This is a genomic window from Rhodococcus pseudokoreensis, from assembly GCF_017068395.1.
Classification (GTDB): Bacteria; Actinomycetota; Actinomycetes; order Mycobacteriales; family Mycobacteriaceae; genus Rhodococcus_F; species Rhodococcus_F pseudokoreensis.
Window position 1 is genome coordinate 6,566,341 of record NZ_CP070619.1, and the last position, 19,808, is coordinate 6,586,148.

The 19,808-nt window shown below is 68.8% G+C and carries 20 protein-coding genes; 9 read left to right on the forward strand and 11 right to left on the reverse strand.

Going from position 1 to position 19,808, the window contains the following annotated elements:
* Positions 1–124 precede the first annotated feature (124 nt).
* Both JWS13_RS35080 and JWS13_RS35085 read left to right on the forward strand, forming a co-directional pair.
* Positions 125–949, forward strand: coding sequence for a mycofactocin-coupled SDR family oxidoreductase (locus JWS13_RS35080; RefSeq protein ID WP_160100333.1), 825 nt, complete (start codon positions 125–127; stop codon positions 947–949).
* Positions 950–968: 19 nt separating this feature from the next.
* Positions 969–2,462: an aldehyde dehydrogenase gene (locus JWS13_RS35085; RefSeq protein ID WP_206010000.1), complete on the forward strand. Its 1,494-nt coding sequence runs from the start codon at positions 969–971 to the stop codon at positions 2,460–2,462.
* 78 nt (positions 2,463–2,540) lie between these two features.
* Here the strand turns inward: JWS13_RS35085 and JWS13_RS35090 are convergent, their stop codons facing one another.
* Genes JWS13_RS35090 through JWS13_RS35100 form a run of 3 tightly spaced genes read right to left on the reverse strand, consistent with a single transcriptional unit; the run spans position 2,541 to position 4,940 of the window.
* Positions 2,541–3,197 carry a TetR family transcriptional regulator gene (locus tag JWS13_RS35090; protein ID WP_160100329.1) on the reverse strand — a complete coding sequence of 219 codons (657 nt, stop codon included), beginning with the start codon at positions 3,195–3,197 and terminating at the stop codon, positions 2,541–2,543.
* A gap of 38 nt (positions 3,198–3,235) precedes the next feature.
* The gene (locus tag JWS13_RS35095) at positions 3,236–4,138 is read right to left on the reverse strand and encodes an alpha/beta fold hydrolase (RefSeq protein ID WP_206010001.1); all 903 of its coding nucleotides are present in this window, start codon (positions 4,136–4,138) and stop codon (positions 3,236–3,238) included.
* A 22-nt stretch (positions 4,139–4,160) separates the two neighbouring features.
* Positions 4,161–4,940 (reverse strand): SDR family NAD(P)-dependent oxidoreductase, encoded by a 780-nt coding sequence (locus JWS13_RS35100; RefSeq protein ID WP_206010002.1) that lies wholly within the window; start codon positions 4,938–4,940, stop codon positions 4,161–4,163.
* Positions 4,941–5,090: 150 nt separating this feature from the next.
* On the opposite strand from JWS13_RS35100, the gene JWS13_RS35105 reads away from it, so the two are divergent.
* The 4 genes from JWS13_RS35105 to JWS13_RS35120 all read left to right on the forward strand — a co-directional run bounded on the left by JWS13_RS35105 (position 5,091) and on the right by JWS13_RS35120 (position 10,018).
* Positions 5,091–6,050, forward strand: coding sequence for a PDR/VanB family oxidoreductase (locus tag JWS13_RS35105; RefSeq protein ID WP_206010003.1), 960 nt, complete (start codon positions 5,091–5,093; stop codon positions 6,048–6,050).
* 3 nt (positions 6,051–6,053) lie between these two features.
* Positions 6,054–7,535 carry an MFS transporter gene (locus JWS13_RS35110; protein WP_206010004.1) on the forward strand — a complete coding sequence of 494 codons (1,482 nt, stop codon included), beginning with the start codon at positions 6,054–6,056 and terminating at the stop codon, positions 7,533–7,535.
* A gap of 82 nt (positions 7,536–7,617) precedes the next feature.
* The gene (locus JWS13_RS35115; protein ID WP_206010005.1) at positions 7,618–9,135 is read left to right on the forward strand and encodes a class I adenylate-forming enzyme family protein; all 1,518 of its coding nucleotides are present in this window, start codon (positions 7,618–7,620) and stop codon (positions 9,133–9,135) included.
* 40 nt (positions 9,136–9,175) lie between these two features.
* Positions 9,176–10,018: an enoyl-CoA hydratase-related protein gene (locus JWS13_RS35120; protein ID WP_206010006.1), complete on the forward strand. Its 843-nt coding sequence runs from the start codon at positions 9,176–9,178 to the stop codon at positions 10,016–10,018.
* Positions 10,019–10,086: 68 nt separating this feature from the next.
* On the opposite strand, the gene JWS13_RS35125 is transcribed toward JWS13_RS35120, so the two are convergent.
* Genes JWS13_RS35125 through JWS13_RS35135 form a run of 3 tightly spaced genes read right to left on the reverse strand, consistent with a single transcriptional unit; the run spans position 10,087 to position 12,675 of the window.
* Positions 10,087–10,887, reverse strand: coding sequence for a carbon-nitrogen hydrolase family protein (locus JWS13_RS35125; RefSeq protein ID WP_206010007.1), 801 nt, complete (start codon positions 10,885–10,887; stop codon positions 10,087–10,089).
* A gap of 56 nt (positions 10,888–10,943) precedes the next feature.
* Positions 10,944–11,828, reverse strand: a complete 885-nt coding sequence (purU, locus tag JWS13_RS35130; RefSeq protein ID WP_206010008.1) for a formyltetrahydrofolate deformylase — start codon at positions 11,826–11,828, stop codon at positions 10,944–10,946.
* Positions 11,829–11,841: 13 nt separating this feature from the next.
* Positions 11,842–12,675: a class I SAM-dependent methyltransferase gene (locus JWS13_RS35135; RefSeq protein ID WP_206010009.1), complete on the reverse strand. Its 834-nt coding sequence runs from the start codon at positions 12,673–12,675 to the stop codon at positions 11,842–11,844.
* Between the two features lie 57 nt (positions 12,676–12,732).
* Here JWS13_RS35135 and deoC point away from each other — a divergent pair, with 57 nt between their 5' ends.
* Positions 12,733–13,398: a deoxyribose-phosphate aldolase gene (gene deoC, locus JWS13_RS35140; protein WP_206010010.1), complete on the forward strand. Its 666-nt coding sequence runs from the start codon at positions 12,733–12,735 to the stop codon at positions 13,396–13,398.
* Between the two features lie 9 nt (positions 13,399–13,407).
* Here deoC and JWS13_RS35145 read toward each other — a convergent pair whose 3' ends face one another.
* Complete coding sequence (locus tag JWS13_RS35145) at positions 13,408–14,175, reverse strand: LmeA family phospholipid-binding protein (protein ID WP_124395578.1); 768 nt, start codon at positions 14,173–14,175, stop codon at positions 13,408–13,410.
* A 113-nt stretch (positions 14,176–14,288) separates the two neighbouring features.
* Here JWS13_RS35145 and JWS13_RS35150 point away from each other — a divergent pair, with 113 nt between their 5' ends.
* Entirely contained in the window at positions 14,289–14,906 is a 618-nt protein-coding gene (locus tag JWS13_RS35150; protein ID WP_124395579.1) for a type IV toxin-antitoxin system AbiEi family antitoxin domain-containing protein, read from the forward strand.
* A gap of 16 nt (positions 14,907–14,922) precedes the next feature.
* On the opposite strand, the gene JWS13_RS35155 is transcribed toward JWS13_RS35150, so the two are convergent.
* The 4 genes from JWS13_RS35155 to JWS13_RS35170 form a co-directional block, all read right to left on the reverse strand.
* On the reverse strand, positions 14,923–16,470 hold the full coding sequence (locus JWS13_RS35155) for a TROVE domain-containing protein (protein ID WP_206010011.1): 1,548 nt from the start codon (positions 16,468–16,470) through the stop codon (positions 14,923–14,925).
* Positions 16,471–16,806: 336 nt separating this feature from the next.
* Positions 16,807–17,604, reverse strand: a complete 798-nt coding sequence (locus JWS13_RS35160) for a class I SAM-dependent methyltransferase (protein ID WP_206010012.1) — start codon at positions 17,602–17,604, stop codon at positions 16,807–16,809.
* Positions 17,605–17,625: 21 nt separating this feature from the next.
* The gene (locus tag JWS13_RS35165) at positions 17,626–18,126 is read right to left on the reverse strand and encodes a DUF2505 domain-containing protein (protein ID WP_160100307.1); all 501 of its coding nucleotides are present in this window, start codon (positions 18,124–18,126) and stop codon (positions 17,626–17,628) included.
* Between the two features lie 51 nt (positions 18,127–18,177).
* Positions 18,178–18,675 carry a DUF2505 domain-containing protein gene (locus JWS13_RS35170; RefSeq protein WP_206010013.1) on the reverse strand — a complete coding sequence of 166 codons (498 nt, stop codon included), beginning with the start codon at positions 18,673–18,675 and terminating at the stop codon, positions 18,178–18,180.
* A 26-nt stretch (positions 18,676–18,701) separates the two neighbouring features.
* Here JWS13_RS35170 and JWS13_RS35175 point away from each other — a divergent pair, with 26 nt between their 5' ends.
* Positions 18,702–19,793: a UDP-N-acetylmuramate dehydrogenase gene (locus JWS13_RS35175; protein ID WP_241032457.1), complete on the forward strand. Its 1,092-nt coding sequence runs from the start codon at positions 18,702–18,704 to the stop codon at positions 19,791–19,793.
* Positions 19,794–19,808 lie beyond the last annotated feature (15 nt).

Genomic DNA, 19,808 nt, shown 5'->3' on the forward strand with positions numbered 1-19,808 from the left:
GGGCGTCCGGCCGACGGCCCCCGAACCCAAGACTCACATCCAGTGCTCACCTCGCGCGCACGCCGCGCGACATTCCGGCGCACATCACCGACATCTCAGACTCGGTTGAACGAGAGGACACGTCATGGCACGACTCGAGGGGAAGGTCGCGTTCGTCACCGGTGCGGCTCGCGGACAGGGACGTTCGCACGCGGTGCGACTGGCGGAGGAGGGCGCCTCCATCATCGCGATGGACATCTGCGAGCAGATCGACACCGTGTTCTATCCGATGGCGACCACGGATGACCTCGCCGAGACCGAACGCCTGGTCAAGGAGGCCGGCGGTTCCATCGTCACGTCGGTGGGCGACGTCCGGAACCGCGCCGACGTCCAGCGCGCGTACGACGCCGGGATCGAACAGTTCGGGCACGTCGACATCGTCCTGCCCAACGCCGGCATCATGCCCGTCATCGGACCCGGTGATCAGCCGCAGGCGTGGCACGACGCCATCGACGTGATGCTCACCGGCGTGTGGCACGTACTCGAGGTGACGGTGCCCGGGCTGATCGAGCGGGGCGAGGGCGGGTCGATCGTCATCACCAGTTCCGCCGCGGGCCTCACCAGCATCGGACTCAACACGTTCCCCGGCCAGGCCGGCTACTCCGCGGCCAAGCACGGCGTCGTCGGTCTCATGCGCCTGTACTCGAAGCAGCTTGCCAAGCACAGCATTCGGGTCAACACCGTGCATCCGACCGGGGTGAACACCCCGATGGTGGCCAACGCCGAATACGGCGAGTTCGTGAACTCGCACCCCGAGGTCGCGAACGACGAATCGTACAAGAATCCGATGCCGGTCGAGCTGATCGAGGCCGTCGACATCAGCAACGCCATCGTGTTCCTCGCCTCCGACGAGGCGCGGTACGTCACGGGCGTGACCCTGCCGGTCGATGCCGGCTACAACAACCGCTGAGCGAAGGGAATTTTCGACCATGACGACAACAGAGTCGGCGGCCGCAGCGCCTCCGAAGATCGCCGATCGCGAGCAGGTGTTCGTGGGCGGCCGGTGGGTGGAGTCGACGGGAGACGAGTGGATCGACCTCGTCGACCCGTTCACCGAGAAGAAGGCGGCGCGAATCCGCAGCGCCACAACCGAAGACGTCGCACGCGCCGTGCAGGCGGCCCGCGCGTCGTTCGATTCCGGTGAGTGGGCGTCGCGCACGATGGCCGAGCGCGCCGACGTCCTCGACGAGATCGCCTCGCGACTCGAGAGCCGCGTGGAGGAGTTGACCCCGCTCGGCGTGATCGAGGTCGGCATCCCCGTCGCGGTCAGCGGCCCGACGCAGCAGATGACGGCCGGGTTGTTCCGCGCCGTGGCGGCCGTGGCCCGCGACTACTCCACCCGCGACGACCGGACCCGGGCCGACGGCGGGGTCTCGCGAATCCTGAAGGAGCCGACCGGGGTCGTCGCCGCCATCATCCCCTGGAACGGGCCCATCGGGACGATCGCCTTCAAGGTGGCCCCCGCTCTCGCCGCAGGGTGCTCGGTGATCCTCAAGACGGCACCGGAAGCCCCGCTGTCGCCGTCCGTGTTCGCCGACGTCATCGGGGAACTGACGGCCGAAGGCAAGATTCCGGACGGCGTCGTGAGCGTTCTCTGCGCCGACCGGGAGGTGTCCGAAACCCTCGTCACCAACCCCGACGTCGACCACATCACGTTCACCGGAAGCACTCTCGCCGGGCGGCGCATCATGTCGCTCGCCGGTGAGCGCATCGCCCGGGTGTCGCTCGAACTCGGTGGCAAGTCGGCGGCGATCATCCTCGACGACGCCGACCTGGGGCACGTCATGCAGTCGCTCCCGATGGGTGGCTGCATGCAGAGCGGCCAGGCATGTATCGCGCTGACGCGGGTGCTCGTGTCACGTAAGCGCCACGACGAGGTGGTCGAGGCGCTGAAGGGTGCGCTGGGCTTCCTCACCATGGGAAACCCGTGGGAGCAGACGACCTTCCTCGGCCCGCTCGCCATGGAGCGGCAGCGTGACCGGGTCGAGAGCTACATCGCCTCGGCCAAGGAGGAGGGCGCGACCATCGTGCTCGGAGGTGGCCGTCCCGCCGGCGTCGACCACGGCTTCTTCGTCGAACCGACCCTGATCGACGGCGTGCGCAACGACATGCGCGTCGCGCAGGAGGAGATCTTCGGTCCCGTCGTCTCCGTGATCACCTACGAGGACGAGGACGAGGCGATCGCCATCGCCAACGACTCGATCTACGGGCTGTCCGGCGCGGTGTACACCGCCGACCTCGAGCACGGTTTCGAGGTGGCGCAGCGCATCCGGACCGGAACGGTCAGCGTGAACGCCGCCATCATCGACTTCACCGTGCCCTTCGGCGGCTACAAGCAGTCCGGTGTGGGGCGCGAAGGCGGCGTCGAGGGCCTCGAGGAGTTCTTCGAGACCAAGACGGTGCACCTGCCCGCCATCGGGTAGCGGGTCGCCGCACCGAGATGTCGAAGGCCCCTGGAACACAATGTTCCAGGGGCCCTTCGTCATCTCGGTGCCGGCGTGTCAGGCGGAGCGTTCCTCCGCTGCGTTCCCGGCGGCCGCGTCGTTTCGCATCACCCCGTACAGGAAGCTGCGGATCATTTCCTCGAACAACCGCTTCGACGAGAGTTCATTGGCGGCAAGTGCTTCGGCGAGGAGCGGCTGAGACTCCGGATCGACGTTCGGGAAGATCGTGGCGCGGGTGCTCGGCTTGCGCATCGCCTCCGTCAGGACGGCGCCGATGGACAACGTCTCCATCCCGTCCAGGATCTGGACGTGGAGATGCGTCGGCACACCGGAGTCCAGCAGGAACCGGGCCGTGTCCTCGTACGTGCCGATCAGGAGGTCCCGCGGCAGATACTGCAGGAGGATCGGCGCCGCGTTCCGGTGCCGCAGGATGGCCTGGCGGAAATTCATGCTCAACGCCACGAAGAACTCGGGCCAGTCGGGACCGGGCTTGCGGCGGGGACGGACGACGGACGCGCCGGCGATGTGCCGTGCCACCGCGGACAGGATCTCGCTCTTGTCCGCGAAGTGGTGGTACAGCGACGGCGCCTGCACTCCGAGGTGCTTGGCCAGTCGCGGCAGACTGAAAGCCTCGAGTCCTTGGGAATCGATGATCTCGATGGACGCCTGCACCGCAGCCGCGCGGCTGATCAGGGGCTTCGATGGTCGGGGCATGTCAGGCTTTCCGGTCAGGGTGTTCGCTCGGGTGGTTGTCAGTCATGGTGAGGTGAATCGTAGTCGGTCGTGGTCACCTCATGGGTGTAGGCGACGTCGCTGTCGAGGAAGTCGAGCAGGCCGCCGCTGAGCAGGTCGTTGTCGTCGCCGCTGACCATGTGGCCGGCACCTCCGACATCGATGTGACGGGCCGACGGGATCAGTTCCAGCAGGTCACGGGCACCGTCCGCGCTGACGACGTCGGACTGGGCGCCCCGGATGAGGAGGGTCGGGACGCGCACCGCCCGTGCCGCGGCGCGGGCCCGCGCTTCCCGGACCTCGGCGTGGTCGTCGGTGTTCTCCCGATACGTGATCATCCGCGGATCCCAGTGCCAGTACCAGCGCCCGTCGCGGAGGCGGAGGTTCTTGCGGAGTCCCTCGACGCGCGGTGGACGACGGCGGTGCGGGTTGTAGGCGACGACGGCGTCGAGCGCGTCCTCGAGGGTGTCGAAACCGGCGAGGCCGCTCTCCATGAACGACGTGATCTTGGCGAGGCCGCCGGGTTCGGCGCGGGGTGTGATGTCCACCAGGACCAGCGCGCGGCCGATGCCGTGGTCGCCCTGCGCGAGCAACGACGCCATCCCACCCATGGACGCGCCGACCAGCACCGGTGGCTCGTCGAGTCCGGCGGCGACGGCCGCGAGGTCGCGTGCGTGGGCATTGCTGCCGTAGTCGCCGTCCTCGGCCCACTCGCTGTCGCCGTGACCGCGGGCATCGATGGCCAGGGCGCACCAGCCGTTGTCGGCGAGTCGAATTCCGGTGCGCTGCCACGAATGGCGGGTCTGCCCACCGCCGTGCAACAGCAGGACGATTCCCTTCCGCGCGGACGCCGGCTCCCACCGGTCCGCGACGAGTGTGACTCCGTCGCCTCGCAGTTCGGTGCGAATCGTGGTGATCGGCATGGTCGTTGTCGCCTTTCGTCGGTCAGTGACCGGAGGTTCCGCCGTCGACGGCGAGCGTCGAACCGGTGATGTAGCCCGAGGCCCGGCTGGCGAGGAAGACCACCGCCGCGTCGAGTTCGCGCTGGGTGGCGGTCCGTCCGAGTGAGCAGTCGTGGAGGAAGGCCGCGAGTGTCTCCGCCGACATCTCGCCGATCATGTCGGTGTCGACGAATCCCGGTGCGATCGCATTGACCCGGATGCCCTTGCGCCCCGACCACTGGTTCGACAGATCCCTGGTCAAGCCGATGAGTCCGGCCTTGCTCGACGAGTACGCGGCCTGCGGGAGCACGGACTTCACCAGGCCGAGCATGCTGGTGATGTTGACGATGCTGGAACCGGGGCCCATCACACGGGCGCAGGCCTGCGCGGCCCAGTAGGCGCCGAAGAGGTTCACGTCGAGCACCGCCCGATAGTCCTCGGGCCGCTCGCGGGTGGCGGGTGCGGCGTGGGTGACCCCGGCATTGTTCACCAGGATGTCGAGTCTGCCGAACCGGTCGATCGCCGCCTGTGCGAGCGCGTCGCACTGCTCTGGATCGGTCACGTCGGTGGGGACCACCAGGCAGTTGCGCCCGCGTTCGGTCACCGATCGGGCGACCGCGTCGAGTCGGTCGCGCCGTCGTGCGGCGATCACGACATCCGCGCCTGCCTCGGCGAGCGCGCACGCGAAACCGGCGCCGAGGCCGCTGCCCGCGCCGGTGACGACGGCCACGGAGTCGGTCAGGCGGAACAGGTCGAGCACCGATTCGGTTGCCTGCGGGTTCATGAGCGAGGTCTCCCATCAAAAATTCTAATGCACATAGGTTTATCGCAGGTGCTGCCGCGGGGCAACATCTCCGGCGTGCGTCTTGCGTGACATTAACCTAATGACATAAGATTTACGAGCAAGTGGAGTCGAGTGGAACGAGACGGGTACATGACCAGCACCGCGAACCAGGAACGGCTGCAGATGCAGGTCGCCGGTAAGGAAACGCTTGCCGACGGCGTCGTGCGACTCACGCTGGTCGACGAGTCGGGAGCCGCGGCCCCGGCCTGGACGCCGGGTTCGCACATCGATCTGGTCCTCGACGACGCGACCACCCGCCAGTACTCGCTGTGCGGGGATCCCGGCGACACGACGTCGCTGACCGTGGCCGTGCTCCGTGAGGCCGACGGTCGAGGCGGCTCGATCCGCGTCCACGACAAGCTCGAATCCGGCGACCTCGTCACCGTGGCCGGTCCCCGGAACCATTTCGCACTCGTCGACGCCGACTCGTACCTGTTCGTGGCGGGCGGGATCGGCATCACGCCCCTCCTCCCCATGGCGCGGGAAGTGGATTCGAAGGGCACGCCGTGGCGCCTGCTCTACGGCGGACGGACCCGCGCGAGCATGGCGTTCGCCGACGAACTCGCGGCGGCACACCCGGATCGGGTGCTCCTCCGCCCGCAGGACGAGCACGGACACCTCGATCTCGCCACGGCCCTCGACGAGGTCGAGCCCGGAACCGTCGTGTACTGCTGTGGGCCGGAACCGTTGCTGCAGGCCATCGAATCGGCGTGCCGGGAACGTCCGCACGTCACGCTGCACGTCGAGCGTTTCGCGCCCAAGGCGCTGCCCGAAGGCGACGACGGCGCGTTCGAGGTCGAACTCGGCCGATCCGGGCGGACGGTGCAGGTCGCCGCGGACGAAACGCTTCTCGACGCCGTCCTCCGGGTAGGCGTCGATGCCGACTTCTCCTGCCGGGAGGGTACCTGCGGAACGTGCGAGGTCGCCGTGCTCGGCGGCACCCCCGACCACCGGGACTCCGTTCTCAGTGAGGACGAGCAGGCGGAGAACGACGCCATGATGATCTGCGTGTCCCGGAGTTGCACACCCAAGCTGATCCTGGATCTCTGACGGATGGTGACGACGGGCGCCGGGTCGGTCACGGTCACGGTCCCGGCCCGGCGGTCCGGAACGCGCGATCGGCTGCTGGTCCCGGCGCTGTGCTTCGTCGTCATGACCACGGCCGTCATACAGACGGCGGTCGTGCCGCTGCTCCCCGCGATGGCGTCGCAACTCGGGGTCGATTCGGCCGCCGTGGGCTGGGTGGTCACCGCGAACCTGCTCGCCGCGGCAGTGTGCACTCCGGTTCTCGGCAGACTGGCCGATCGGCGTGGTCCGCGCCCGGTGCTGCTGGGGACGCTCGTCCTGGTGCTCCTCGGTTCGGTGCTGTGCACCGTCACCGAGTACCTCCCGTTCCTCGTGCTCGGCCGAATTCTTCAGGGGGTGTCGTTCGCGCTGTTCCCGATCGGCGTCGCCGTGTTGAGAGGACGCCTCGAACCGCGCCGGCTACTGGGCGCCATCGGGCTGATGTCGGGGATCCTGGCCGTGGGCGGGGGACTCGGCATGGTCGCCGCCGGCGTCCTGCACACCGAGGGTGCGGACTTCCGGCGAGTGTTCGCCCTGCTCGCCGGGCTGAATCTCGCCGCGCTCGTCGTCGCCTGGGTGACCGTTCCTCGCGGCGGCGCGGCGCGGACCCGCGACGGCATGGACCCGGTCGGCGTCGGTCTCATGGCCGTGGGCCTGTCCGCGATCCTGATCGCCCTCGCCGAAGGCGGCCGGTGGGGCTGGGCCTCACCGCCGACGATCGGCGTGGCGGCACTGGGGATCGCCGTCACCGCGGGGTGGTACCTGCACGAGCGGCGGACCCGGGCGCCCCTCGTCCCGCCGATGCTGCTGTCCGGGCGGCGGGTTGCGGGCACGCACCTCGCGGCGTTTCTCGTCGGGATGGCCATGTACATCCAGTTTCTCGGTTCGGCGCAGTTCGTGCAGGCCTCGCGCGCCGCCGTCGGATACGGCTTCGACGCCTCGGTGCTGCGCACCAGCCTCCTCGTGCTGCTTCCCGGTTCGGTCGCGGGGGTGGTGGCGGCGTCGGCGAGCGGCCGATTCGTTCACCGCTTCCGCGCCGACCGCGTGCTCGTCGCGGCCTGCGGGATCGGGGTGGCCGGATTCGCGATGCTGGCGCTGGCCCACTCCCGGTTGTGGCAGGTGGTCGTGGCACTCGTCGTGATCAACGTTTTCGTGAGCGGGTCGTACGCGGTGCTGCCCGCGTTGCTCGTCGACGCCGTGCCTGCCGAATTCACCGGGGTCACCAACGGCATCAACGCGATTGCGCGGACCTTCGGTAGTTCGCTCGCCAGCGCGCTGGTCGCGACACTGCTCGCGTCCGTGACGGTCGCCGGCACTGATCTGGCGTCCGAGCGGGCGTTCGTGATCGCGTTCTGGGTGGGCAGCGCGGCGGCGGGAGGGGCCGGGCTGGCAATCGCTCGAGCGGAACACGTTTCGAGAAAACGTGCCGATCGGGGTGTCCGATTCGGTGCAACATCAGTTAATCTATAGATCGTAGGTTTGTAGCGGTGGCGCGAGGCGTCTGCCGTGACATCGATGTCGCCCGGCGGCGACGGCGGAAGGTTGAGTGGAGATGGCTGCGACAATCGGGTCGGCATTGCACTGGTGGGCGGCGACGAAGGGCGACCAGCGGGCGATCGTCGTCGACGACGACGCGCTCACGTACCGGGAACTGCAGGACTGGTCGAGCCGCGTTGCTCGCCGGGTCGTCGAGGCCGGGATCGAGCCGGGTGACCGAGTCGGCGTCCTCGGCCCGAACTCGCTCGAGTGGCCTGCCGTCGCGCTCGGAGTCCTCAAGGCGGGCGCGGTCCTCGTGCCGCTGAACCCCCGGCTCAAGCCCGCGGAACTCCGCAAGGTCGTCGACGACGCGGGAGCCCGGCTGGTGCTGGCGCCCGCCGAATTCGGCGACGCGGTCGAGAAGACCCGCGCCCTGGGAACGACGTTCGATTCGCTGCCCTTCGACGAATTCGCGGCGCTGCGCAGTGGCGGTGCGGACGACTTCCGGATCGACGTCGGTCCCGAAGACCCGACGGCGCTGCTGTTCACCAGCGGGTCGACCGGACTCTCCAAGGGCGTGATCTGCACCAATCGCACCCTGCTCAACATCGTCTTCGAGGCGTCGCTGACGGAAGAGGGGCTGCGGCCCGGGGCGACGACCCTGCTGGTCCTCCCGCTCGTCTTCACCCCGGGCCTCGTGTGGGGTCTGCTCATGACCACCGTGCTCGGCGGCACCATCATCATCGAACGCGAGTTGAAGCCGGGACGCGCGGCGGCACTGCTGAGTGAACACAAGGTCCAGGCCCTCTTCGGTGTCCCGTTGATCTTCGAGGCCATCTCCCGTGCCCCGGAATTCGACAACGCGGATCTCGATTCCCTGCGCACGGCGATTGTCGGCGGCGCTGCCGTCGCACCCGCCCTGCTGCAGCGGTGGGCGGACAAGGGAGTGGCGCTCCGGCAGATCTACGGAATGACCGAGGCCGGGGGAGTCGCGACCGCCACGCTGGTGAGCGAGGCATTCGACCACCCTGGGACGTGCGGAAACGGCTCCATCTTCACCGAGATGAAAGTCGTCCGCCCGGACGGGACCGAGGCCGACCCCGGAGAGGAAGGCGAAATCCTCCTCAGCGGGCCCGGCGTCACGCCCGGCTATTGGAACGACGAGGAGTCCACCGCGGCCGCACTGCGGGACGGCTGGCTGCACAGCGGTGACCTGGGAACCCGGGACGCCGAAGGGCGCCTGCAGTTCGTCGACCGGCTCAAGGACCTCATCATCACCGGAGGAATCAACATCTCTCCGGTGGAACTCGAACGCGTGATCGGTGAGATCGAGGGAGTGGAGGAAGTGGCGGTGATCGCCGCGAAGGACCCACGGTTCGGTGAGACGCCCGCCGCGATCGTGACGGTGACCGGCGACGTCGACGAGGTCGCCATCGTCGAGCACTGCGACCGCCTCGTCGCCGACTACAAGGTGCCCCGGTACGTCGTGATCCGCAACGAACCCCTGCCGCGTCTTCCCAGCGGAAAGCTGTCGAAGACCGCCATCAGATCCGAGTATCGGGACGTATCCGAACGGTTCTCGAAGGTGCGCTGACACACCGCGACACGGAACCACGACGAAAAGAGAACAGTTCATGACGAGTATCGCCACCGAGAGCGTCGTCCAACTCGAGCGGGACGGTGAGATCGCGATCGTGCGGCTGAATCGCCCGGATCGACTCAACGCCTTCACTCTCGAGGTGCGGGACCGCATCATCGAGGTCTTCGACGAATGCGATGCCGACGACACCATCCGTGCGATCGTCCTCACGGGAACCGGCCGCGCCTTCTGCGCCGGGGCCGACCTCGCGAAGGGCGGCGACACGTTCGTCACGGAGGACGACCCGGACAGCGGCGAGGCGCCACCCGATTCGGGCGGTCAGGCGTCGCTGCGGATCTACCGGTCGACGAAGCCGGTGATCGCCGCGATCAACGGTCCGGCAGCGGGAGTCGGCGTGACGATGACACTGCCCGCCGACATCCGGATCGCCTCCGACACAGCCAAGTTCGGATTCGTATTCACCCGTCGCGGGCTCGTGCCCGAGGCCTGTTCCACCTGGTTCCTGCCCCGGATCGTCGGGATCTCGACCGCCGTCGAGTGGGCCGTGGGCGGGAAGATGGTGTCGGCGGCGGAGGCGCTCGAACGCGGCCTCGTCCGCGAGGTCGTCCCCGCCGACGAAGTGCTGCCGCGGGCGATCGAGGTGGCGCGCGAACTGGCGACGGGCACCTCACCGGTCTCCGTCGCGCTGACCCGGCAGTTGATGTGGAGGATGCTCGGCGCCGACAGCCCGGAGGTCGCGCACCGGGCCGAGTCGATCGCCATCCACGTCCGCGGAACGTCGGCGGACGTCCGCGAAGGGGTCGCGGCGTTCCTCGACAAGCGGCAGCCCGACTTCCCCCAGTCGGTGTCCGACGGCCTGCCTGACCTCTTCCGCTGAACACCGTTGCCCGGGAATTGGTCAGGTTCACACGCTATTGCGTGTGAGCCTGACCAATGCGCCGGAATCTACGGCTTGGCGACCACGCCGAAGCGGCGCAGCGACAGCGCCGGGTTCTTGGCGCGGACCTCGGCGATGCGCTCGGCGGAGACGGTCCCGATCGCGGTTCCGGTCCGTTCGCCGAGGGACGCGATCACCACGCCCATCGGATCCACGATCATGGAGGCACCCGAACCCACCGGAGCGCACTGATCGGCCGCGAGGACGTAGAGGGTGTTCTCGATGGCCCGGGCGCGGACGAGCGTGGTCCAGTGGTCCTCCTTGAGCGGGCCCGGCATCCACGCGGCCGGCAGGACCAGGACGTCGGCGCCCGCGTCGACGATGCGCCGGGTCACCTCCGGGAACCGCAGGTCGTAACACGTCTGCATGCCGAACGTGATGCCGTCGACCGTGAACGTCTCGGGATCGTCGATCGTCCCCGCCTGCACGAACTCCGACTCCTGGTAGCCGAATGCGTCGAACAGGTGCAGCTTCCGGTACGTGGCGGCGATGCCGCCGTCGGGGGCGACCGCGACGAGGGTGTTGAAGATCCTGCGCTCGCCCGGGATCGCCTCGTTGATCCCGGTGACGAGGGTCAGCCCGTGCCGGACGGCGATCTCGCGCAGGCCGGTGACGAATTCACCGCCGAGGGATTCGGCAGTGTCCACGAATCGCTCGTCGATCACCGGGAGCGCGAACATCGCGTATTCGGTCGTCGCGAGTACCCGGGCGCCGCCCGCGGCCGCCGCCCCGGCGAACGTCGCGATCTGCCCGAGGTTGTCGCGCTTGTCCGAACCCGATGCGAACTGTGCGATGGCGACGTCGATCATGTCGGTACCTTTCCGCGGTGACGGGTCCGGACGGCTTGCCCGCCTCGGCGACGAAACTAGCTGAATACCACCGTCTTACGGCCGTGTACGAGCACGCGGTCCTCGAGGTGCCAGCGCAGCCCGCGGGACAGCACCAGCTTCTCGATGTCGCGACCCTGCCGGACCATGTCGGCGACCTCGTCGGCGTGGTCGACGCGGATCACGTCCTGCTCGATGATGGGGCCCGCGTCGAGTTCGGCCGTCACGTAGTGGCAGGTCGCGCCGATCAGCTTCACACCGCGGGCGAATGCCTGGTGGTACGGCCGGGCGCCGACGAACGACGGCAGGAAGCTGTGGTGGATGTTGATCGCCCGGCCGGCCCAGTGCTCGCACAGTTCCGACGGCAGCACCTGCATGAACCGCGCCAGCACCACGGCATGGGGGTCGTGGGCGTCGACGAGTTCACGCACCTGCTCGAACGCAGGCCCGCGCTCGGCGGGATCCTTCGGGAACGGCACGTGATGGAAGTCGATGCCGTGCTGGCGCGTGACGGCCTCGAGGTCGCGGTGGTTGCCGATCACCGCGCAGATGTCGGCGGGCAACTCGCCGCCTGCGGCGCGGCCCAGCAGGTCGTGGAGGCAGTGCGCCTCCTTGCTCACCAGCAGCACCACCCGCTTGCGCTCGCCCGTGCCGGACACGGTCCACTCGGTCTCGGGGCCGAGTTCGGCGGCGACGGCGGCGAACCGCTCCCGGAGTTCCCCGATCGACATGTCGACCGACGACGCCCGCACCGCCTGACGGGTGAAGAACCAGCCGGTGTCGGCGTCGGCGTGGTACGCCGCCTCGACGATCCAGCCGCCGACCTCGGCGAGGAACGTCGAGATCCGGGCCACGATGCCGGTGCGGTCGGGGCAGCCGAGAGACAGAACGTACCGGTGGTCCTCGGTCGAAGCAGCGCTCATGGGCAACAGTCTTTCAGGTCGTGCTCCGGCCGTTCACCACGGCGGTGCCGACGAGGGTGCCGGCGTCGACGTCGTGGATCGCGCGTTCGGTGAGCACCTGCAGGAAATCGAGTCGGATCTGCTCGACCGTCCGGTCGTCGAACGGGGACAGCGCGCGGCGCAGGTTCCCGCCCATGACCAGGTCCCACGCGAACTCGGGCGTCGCGGGAATGATGTTGGACAGCTCCCGGACCTCGGTCGAGTGCGCGCCCAGCTCGCCCAGCCACTGATGCAGCCCGTCCGGGGTGTCGATGTGTTCGAGCGCGTCGAACGGCGACCCGCCGGAGTCCGCCTCCGGCTCCCGGTGCCGCGCGACGGCGTCGTGGAGCGCCTCCGCGAAATCCCGTAACGCGCCCCGCCGCCACACCGTGATCCCGACCTTCCCGCCCGGCCGGACGAGGCCCGTGAGCCGGGTGAACGAGGCGTCCATGTGGGGCAGGAAGAACACGCCGTACGAACAGGCGAGCGCGTCGTAGCCTGCCGCAGGGACGGTGCTCGGCGGCTCCCAGGTGGTGGCGTCCGCGCGGACGAACTCGATGTTCTGCAGCCCGCGGTCCGACGCCTTCAGCCGCCCCACCTCCAGGAGTTCGTCGGACAGGTCGACACCGTGGACGAGACCCGACGGACCCACCGCGGTGGCCGCGGGAAGCGCCGAAGACCCTGCGCCGCAGCACACGTCGAGGACGGCGTCCCCGGGGCGCAACCCGAGCTGGAAGGTGAGGGACTGCCCGGCCGGTCCCCACACGGCCGTCGTCAGCCGGTCGAATTCGAGCCGTGCCTCGTCGAAGACCGATCCCGGATCACTCATACGGCGATGCTAGGCCGTGCAGCGGGCCGGGGAAGGCGTTGTGCGAAGCTCACAGGTATGTCCGACGTTGCACTGACCCGCTCCCAGGTGGCCGACCTCGTCGACCACACGCTCCTCAAGCCCGAGGCCACCACCGACGACGTGAAGGCGCTGATCACCGAAGCGCGCTCGCTCGGTGTGCTCGCAGTCTGCGTGTCGCCGTCGATGCTGCCGGTCAAGGCGCCCGGACTGGTGACCGCCGCGGTGGTCGGGTTCCCGTCGGGGAAGCACCACTCGCTGGTCAAGGGGGCCGAGGCCAGGCTCGCCGTGGATCAGGGCGCCCAGGAGATCGACATGGTGATCGACATCGGTGCCGCCGTGGCGGGCGACTTCAACGCGGTGCTCGCCGACGTCCTCACCGTCCGCGAGGCCGTCGGCGACCGCACCGTTCTCAAGGTGATCCTCGAGACCGCCGCGCTGAGCGACGAGGCGATCGTGGAAGCGTGCCGGGCCGCCGAGCGGGCAGGCGCGAACTTCGTGAAGACGTCGACCGGGTTCCACCCGGCCGGGGGAGCCACCGTGGAAGCGGTGCGGTTGATGGCGCAGACCGTCGGCGGGCGGATCGGGGTCAAGGCGAGCGGCGGGATCCGCACCGCAGCGGCCGCGCTCGACATGATCGCGGCCGGTGCGACGCGGCTCGGCCTGTCGGGCACCCGTGCCGTCCTGGACGGGCTGCCCGACTGACCCGGCCGATCAGACGAGAAGACCGCAGCTGCTCTGCTGTTCCTGCTGCTGTTGCTGGGTGGGGGCGGCAGGCATCGTGTAGGCGCCGCCTTCGAGGGTGATCTCGATGGCGTCGTCGGTGACCTTCAGCGTCGTCGGCTGCATGCCCAGCGGGTAGGTCTGCAGGCTCGAGGTCAGGATCTGGACCACGCCGTCGACGAGGTCGGTGGGGAGCCCGAAACCGAGGATCTCGGCACCCACCGTGTTCACTTTCACGGTCCCGTTCACGACCTCCGGTTTGACGGTCAGATCCGCGAGTCCGGCCGGGCCGACGGAGAATCTCAGGGTTCCCGCGCTCGAATCGGCGGTGACACCGCTGATCAGCGAGCCGAACGCCTGCTGCTGCAGCGTCGCGAGGATGCCGGCGGTCGACCAGGTGATGTCCGCGTCGGAACTGCCGATGGTGCCGCTGCTGTCCGCGGTGTTCTCGATCCGGATGTCGTTGACCTGGGCGTGCACCTGCATTCCCTGCGCGGGGCCGAACTTGGTGTCGTCGCTGTCGATGGTGATGTAGGGGACGTTCTTGTCGACGGACTGGAGCAGGACCGGCTTCCAGCTCAGTCCCACGTCGACCTGCGAGCCGAGTTGGCTCTCGAACTGGTCGGCCATGCAGGTCTTCACTCTGTGGCGGACGAAGAGTTCGCCGCCGACGAGTACCGCCACGAGCGCGGCGATGACGACCAGAGAGATGACGAGCACACGGTTACTTCGGGGTGCGGAGTTCGTTCGGGCTGCCATTACACGGATTCTTCCCGACAACTCTGAACAAATTCTGTGAATGCGTCGGCGGCGCGTCGCCGAGATCCGCAGAAATTGTGATACGTGCCACAATTGCCCAGTAATGTAGGGGAATGTCCGGATGGTTGGCTCCACGTCCCGGTGACCCGGAGCGCGAAGGTGTCGGTGAAGAGCTGACACGCGTCGCGACGGCTCAGGCGGGTTTCTTCACCACTGCGCAGGTGCTGCGCCTCGGTTTCGCTGCCGACGAGATCGGCGAGCGACTCGCCGACGGCTCGTGGATCAAGATAGAGCGAGACCTGTTCCGCTTGAAGGATTGTCCGCACTCCGATCTCGAGGAGTTCGCGAAGTGGTGTACCTGGTTCGGTGCCGCCGCCGCGGTCTCCCACCAGAGTGCCGCCGAACTTCACGGTCTCGGGCACCTGTACCCGCGCTTCATCCACCTCTCGACGGTGCTGTCGCCGCCCTCGCCGACTCAGCAGTTGGCGCTGCACCGGCGGTCACTCCGCCCGGAGGACTGCGAGCAGGTCGGCCCGCTGCGCATCACAACGCCGTTGTGCACGGCACTCGACCTCGCCGCCAGCGGAATCTCGCAGGAACTGCTGGACGAGGTGGTCGCCGACGGCGTCGCGATCGGGCGACTCGACGCGCGCGCACTGCACAGCGAATGCGGATCCCTGCCGGCGCAGGTGGCGCAGCGCGTCGAACACGCACTGGCCACCTGCACCTGACGGGTCGCCGTTCGAGTCAGAACGGCCACTCGCCGTCCCGGGTGCCCTCCAGGAGCGGGATCATCGAGAACCCCGCGTCCGACAGTCCGCCGAACGTGTGACGGTTCGCGGACCCCGCCGGTCCGTGTCCGTGCCGGTAGCCCGCCACGTTCCAGGTGTAGACGGGGACGTCGGCCGGGACGTGCCGGGTCGGATCACCCCACGCCGCCTGCTCGTCGGTGACGATGACGACGCGATCGTGGCCGCGGTAGTGCTTCCGCACCGCCGCCGCAGTGTCCGTGCCGCCGAGGTCGCCGAAGCTGTCGACCACGCGCAGCACCGCCTGATTCGCGAACGGCACGGCCCGGCTGTTCGTGCCGAACTCGACGAGGTCCGCGCGCGCGGCGCGTGCCGCCAGCACGGTGCCGAACACGGCGGCCGCGTCCGCCCTCGTCAGCTCCGACCGCGCCGAGACGCGGCTGTAGAACATCGATCCGGACCGGTCGACGAGAACCAGGGTGCGGCCGGGCAGCGACGGGACCGCGGACAGCGACGCCCCGAGCGCACGCTCGAGCGCATGTCCCCACCGCAGGCTCGGCGCGTTCCGGTACGCCGCGAGAAATCGCATCGGCAGCTGCCGCGACTGCGCGACCTCGCCCGGATCGGCGATCCTGGCCGCCACCTGCTCCGCAACGTGGTCGGGGATCCCGGCCTCGTCGAAGTTCCGCAGGTTACGGAGAAGCGCCATGAACCCCATGGACGGGATCACCGCCTGCCAGGCCGCGGCATCCATCGGTCCCTGCAGCCAGCCGGCGAGCGACTCCCACGTCATGCCGGCCGCCGACAGCCGCTCCGGGGTCCGGAGGACGGCACGCCGGTCCTCCGGCGGGAGTGCCGCCAGCGCCGCCCGCTCCGTGAGCACGCGCAGACCGGCAGGCACGGCGTTCTCACGCCCCTGCCGCCGGTCGATCGCGTGCCGGAACAGCTCGCCCTGCCACGCCGCCGACGGCGACGCGTGGGTGAGCTCGAGAACGTCGCCGAAGCGGACGTCCCTGGCCTCGGAATCCCACTTCAGCAGTGAGCGTTCCGAATACAGCCGGGCGGCGGCGTCGGCGACACCGCGCTTGACCGGCTTCGGAATCGAACGACCGTGCCGGGACATCCAGTACGCGAGGATCTCGCCCGGCTCGTCGGCCCGCTCCAGTGCGGAAGAGATGACGGCACGGTTGCCGCCGTGCAGTCCGGCACCCAGCCGGGCCCGGACGAACTCGGCCGCGGCCACCACCGACGCGGAACGCAGATGCGCATCGCGGCGCAGCCACCCGATCAGGCGGGCGGTCCACTCCGGATCCGACAGTGCGACCTCGTGGATCAGCGCGACGAACCGTCCGTCGCGGTCCGACGCCGACTCGTAGAACGTGTGTTCACCGACCATGTTCGTGACCGCGAGGAGGAACAACTCGCTCTTCGCGTCGCGGGCGTAGCCGCTGCCGCCCTCGAAGGTGCGGCCCGACGGTTGCGTCTCCGACGCGATGGGGCTCCGTACCTTGGTGCGGCGCAGCGTCTTCGGGTTGAACTTGCTCATGGTTGTTCCTCCTTCCGGGAGGTGTCGGTGCTCGTGGGTGCGCGCCACCCGAGGTCGAGGCGACGACGGGGTGCGGAGTCGAACCGCGTGCTTGCGCACTTCACCTGAGAAGTATCCGTCGTCTGCGCACCGGGTGGCGCGCACGCATGTCGTGCCGAGTTCGGAGTCGGCGGAGGCACGGACGCGCTCTACCACTGAGCTACAGGGACCTGCGTCCCTGACCGGATTCGAACCGGCGACCACGCGATCCACAGTCGAAGTAGCCCTCGCCTGCGCACCGGCACAACATGTTTCGTGAACCGACTCTACGGGCCGCGTCGGGGGATGTCGCGTGAATTAATTCGTGCCGGAACCGGGCGCGACCAGATCCCACGGAACGGTGAGGATGTTGTCGCGGATCCGCCGGCGCTGCGGCTGCACGGGAAGTCCCTGCGCGCGCAGCAGTTCGAGGGCGGCGCGCCACCGCACCCGCGGTCCGAACGAGCCGTGCGGCGCCGCGGTGGCCCATGCGCGATCCGCCGCAGCGAGGAGAGCGTGGACCGGCTCACCCGGGACGTTGCGATGGATCAGCGCCTTGGGCAGTCGTTCGGCGATGTCCGACGGCTTCTCCACGGCGAACGGATCCCACGCCAGCGTCAGCGACAGCGGGCGGGTGGCGTCGAGCAGCACCCACGCGCAGCGGCGGCCCAGTTCGTCACACGTGCCGTCGAGGATCAACCCGCCCGGTGCGAGCCCGGACTGCATCCGCGCCCACGCCGGCCCGACCGCATCCTCGGGGTACTGCCGCAGCACGTTGAACGCACGGACCAGGACGGGACGCAGTCCGGAGAGCTCGAACCCGCCGCGGGCGAAACTCACTCCGTTCCTGCTCTCGACCACACGCTCGGGGTCGATCTCGAGCCCGACCACCCGGCGGTCGCCGCGCACCGCGGTCAACCGGTCGGCGAGCTCGAACGTGGTGTGCGGCCGGGCGCCGTACCCGAGGTCGACGACGAGCGGGTCAGCGGACGCGTGCAGCGTCCGGCGCACCAGCGCGTCGTGGACGAGCCAGCGGTCGCTGCGGCGCAGCCGGTTGATGCCTGTCGTACCCCGGGTGATGACACCGTGAGGCCGCCTCAGCGTCGCTGAAGTCATGGGAAATCCGTGCAGTGGGTGCTAGTGCTGCGACAACCACGTTTCGGTGATCTCGGCCTCGGCGCGGAAGAGGTCGATCAGATTCACGAGCATCAGCTGCTCGAGCTTCCCGCCGATGAACGGCAGGTACACCTTCGCCTCGGACGAGGTGCGGAACGTGCACCCCGTCTCGGTGGCGAACAGCTTCATGGTGCCCGTGAGACTGCCGGGACCCGCCGGGATCGACGCCTCGTACGTGCCCGTGGTCGGCTCACCGAAGGGCGTGTACGACTCCTTGCGCGTGATGACCATGTCCTTCTTCATCACGGTCTGCGCGACCTCGGGGAGTTCCGACCGCGGCAGGATGTGGTGCAGGACGATGTCGATCCCGTCGTCGTTCACGTCGAAGTGCTCGATGTGATTCTCGGAGTACTTCCGCATCTCCTCGATGCGCGCATCCCAGTAGTCACGGTTGGTGAACGCGTTGTACACCTCTTTGGGGGTGTGCTTGTAACGGGCTGAGTAGTCGATGCGGCGAGCCATGATCGCCTAGGTTACCGGCTGGGACCTGACACAACGGACACCCGCCCCAGGTCAGCCCCCGAGCCACTGCTCGGTGAACTCCTGCTCCTTCGCGATCAGGCGGAGGACCTCGTCCGCGATCGCGTTCTCGATCTTGCCGCCGATCAGCGGGATCCTGACCTCGGCCTTGCCTTCGACCTGCACGTTCGCCCGGGAACCGTCGGCTTTCAGCGTCTGAGTTCCGGAGATCGTCGCAGGCGCACCCACCACCTCGGCCGTGAACGTGCCCTCGGCGTGATCGCCGTCGAGCGTGCCCCACGTCTCCGTGCGCTTGATCACGAGGTCGCCCGGACGGACCTTCGAGACGATACTGGGCAGGTGCTCGGCGGGGATCGACTGCGACATGGCCACCGAGATGGTGCCCGGCCCGGTCGTGACCTGGTCCAGGGCGGCCCCCGGTCCGCCGACCTCGTCCAGACGGTCGCGCCAGTACTGCTCGGTGATCAGGCCCGCATGGACCTGGGCGACGGGAAACGCATAGGACGACGAATGCTCGATGCGGCGGCTCACGATCGGCCACGCTACCGTTTGCGGTTGTGTGGGATGTGAGCATTGTCAGTCAACTCGTCGATTCGGGCGCGTTCGTGTCGGAAAACCTCGAACTGTCGGGGATGACCACGCTGCGGGTCGGCGGGCCGGCGCGGATCGTGGCGGAGTGCCCGACCACGCAGGTCCTCGTCGACGTGGTGCGTCTTCTCGACGCCGCGCACATCCCGACGCTGATCCTCGCGGGCGGCTCCAATCTCGTCGTCGGGGACGACGGATTCGACGGTGTGGTGGTGCGTGTGTGCAACACCACTGTCGGTCTGGAGGAGGGATTCGTCACTGCGGAGGCTGGCGCCGAGTGGGATCAGGTGGTCGCGCAGACCGTCGCCGCCGAACTGGGCGGGCTCGAATGCCTGTCGGGGATCCCCGGGTCGACCGGGGCCACCCCGGTGCAGAACGTCGGTGCGTACGGCGTCGAGATCGGGTCGATGCTGCGGCGGGTGCACCTCCTCGATCGGCGGACCGGTGAGGCGCGCTGGGTCGAACCCGCCGCGCTGGGCCTCGGGTACCGCACGAGCGTCCTCAAGCACTCCGACGCGGCACTCGTACTGGCCGTCGAACTGACCGTGCATCCCGACGGACTGTCCGAGCCGCTGCGCTACCGCGAACTCGTCTCGGCGCTCGACGGTTCCGAGGGCGACCGGTTGCCGTCGGCGCAGGTCCGGGGCGCCGTGCTGGATCTCCGCCGGGGCAAGGGCATGGTGCTGGACCCCGACGACCACGACACCTGGAGCGCGGGCTCGTTCTTCACCAACCCCGTCGTCTCCGACGGCGAGCTGGCGGGCGTCCTCGCCGCGATCGAGACCCGCCTCGGCGACGTCACCGTTCCGCAGTACCCGGCCGACGGCGGAACGAAGTTGTCTGCCGGTTGGCTGATCGAGCGGTCCGGCTTTTCGAAGGGGTATCCCGGCGAGAGCGCCGTCGCGCGGCTGTCGACCAAGCACACCCTCGCGTTGACCAACCGGGGCGCCGCGAAGACCGAAGACCTGCTGGCACTGGCTCGCGACGTGCGGGACGGCGTCCAGTCGGCATTCGGTGTCCGGCTCGAACCCGAACCCGTGACGGTCGGCTGCGCGATCTGAGGCAGGTCGGTAGCG

Excerpts from the sequence above, each read along its gene's own strand:
- JWS13_RS35080 (WP_160100333.1), top strand. The coding sequence starts at position 125 with ATGGCACGACTCGAGGGGAAGGTCGCGTTCGTCACCGGTGCGGCTCGC.
- JWS13_RS35085 (WP_206010000.1), top strand. The coding sequence starts at position 969 with ATGACGACAACAGAGTCGGCGGCCGCAGCGCCTCCGAAGATCGCCGAT.
- JWS13_RS35090 (WP_160100329.1), bottom strand. The coding sequence starts at position 3,197 with ATGCCCCGACCATCGAAGCCCCTGATCAGCCGCGCGGCTGCGGTGCAG.
- JWS13_RS35095 (WP_206010001.1), bottom strand. The coding sequence starts at position 4,138 with ATGCCGATCACCACGATTCGCACCGAACTGCGAGGCGACGGAGTCACA.
- JWS13_RS35100 (WP_206010002.1), bottom strand. The coding sequence starts at position 4,940 with ATGAACCCGCAGGCAACCGAATCGGTGCTCGACCTGTTCCGCCTGACC.
- JWS13_RS35105 (WP_206010003.1), top strand. The coding sequence starts at position 5,091 with ATGACCAGCACCGCGAACCAGGAACGGCTGCAGATGCAGGTCGCCGGT.
- JWS13_RS35110 (WP_206010004.1), top strand. The coding sequence starts at position 6,054 with ATGGTGACGACGGGCGCCGGGTCGGTCACGGTCACGGTCCCGGCCCGG.
- JWS13_RS35115 (WP_206010005.1), top strand. The coding sequence starts at position 7,618 with ATGGCTGCGACAATCGGGTCGGCATTGCACTGGTGGGCGGCGACGAAG.
- JWS13_RS35120 (WP_206010006.1), top strand. The coding sequence starts at position 9,176 with ATGACGAGTATCGCCACCGAGAGCGTCGTCCAACTCGAGCGGGACGGT.
- JWS13_RS35125 (WP_206010007.1), bottom strand. The coding sequence starts at position 10,887 with ATGATCGACGTCGCCATCGCACAGTTCGCATCGGGTTCGGACAAGCGC.
- purU (WP_206010008.1), bottom strand. The coding sequence starts at position 11,828 with ATGAGCGCTGCTTCGACCGAGGACCACCGGTACGTTCTGTCTCTCGGC.
- JWS13_RS35135 (WP_206010009.1), bottom strand. The coding sequence starts at position 12,675 with ATGAGTGATCCGGGATCGGTCTTCGACGAGGCACGGCTCGAATTCGAC.
- deoC (WP_206010010.1), top strand. The coding sequence starts at position 12,733 with ATGTCCGACGTTGCACTGACCCGCTCCCAGGTGGCCGACCTCGTCGAC.
- JWS13_RS35145 (WP_124395578.1), bottom strand. The coding sequence starts at position 14,175 with ATGGCAGCCCGAACGAACTCCGCACCCCGAAGTAACCGTGTGCTCGTC.
- JWS13_RS35150 (WP_124395579.1), top strand. The coding sequence starts at position 14,289 with ATGTCCGGATGGTTGGCTCCACGTCCCGGTGACCCGGAGCGCGAAGGT.
- JWS13_RS35155 (WP_206010011.1), bottom strand. The coding sequence starts at position 16,470 with ATGAGCAAGTTCAACCCGAAGACGCTGCGCCGCACCAAGGTACGGAGC.
- JWS13_RS35160 (WP_206010012.1), bottom strand. The coding sequence starts at position 17,604 with ATGACTTCAGCGACGCTGAGGCGGCCTCACGGTGTCATCACCCGGGGT.
- JWS13_RS35165 (WP_160100307.1), bottom strand. The coding sequence starts at position 18,126 with ATGGCTCGCCGCATCGACTACTCAGCCCGTTACAAGCACACCCCCAAA.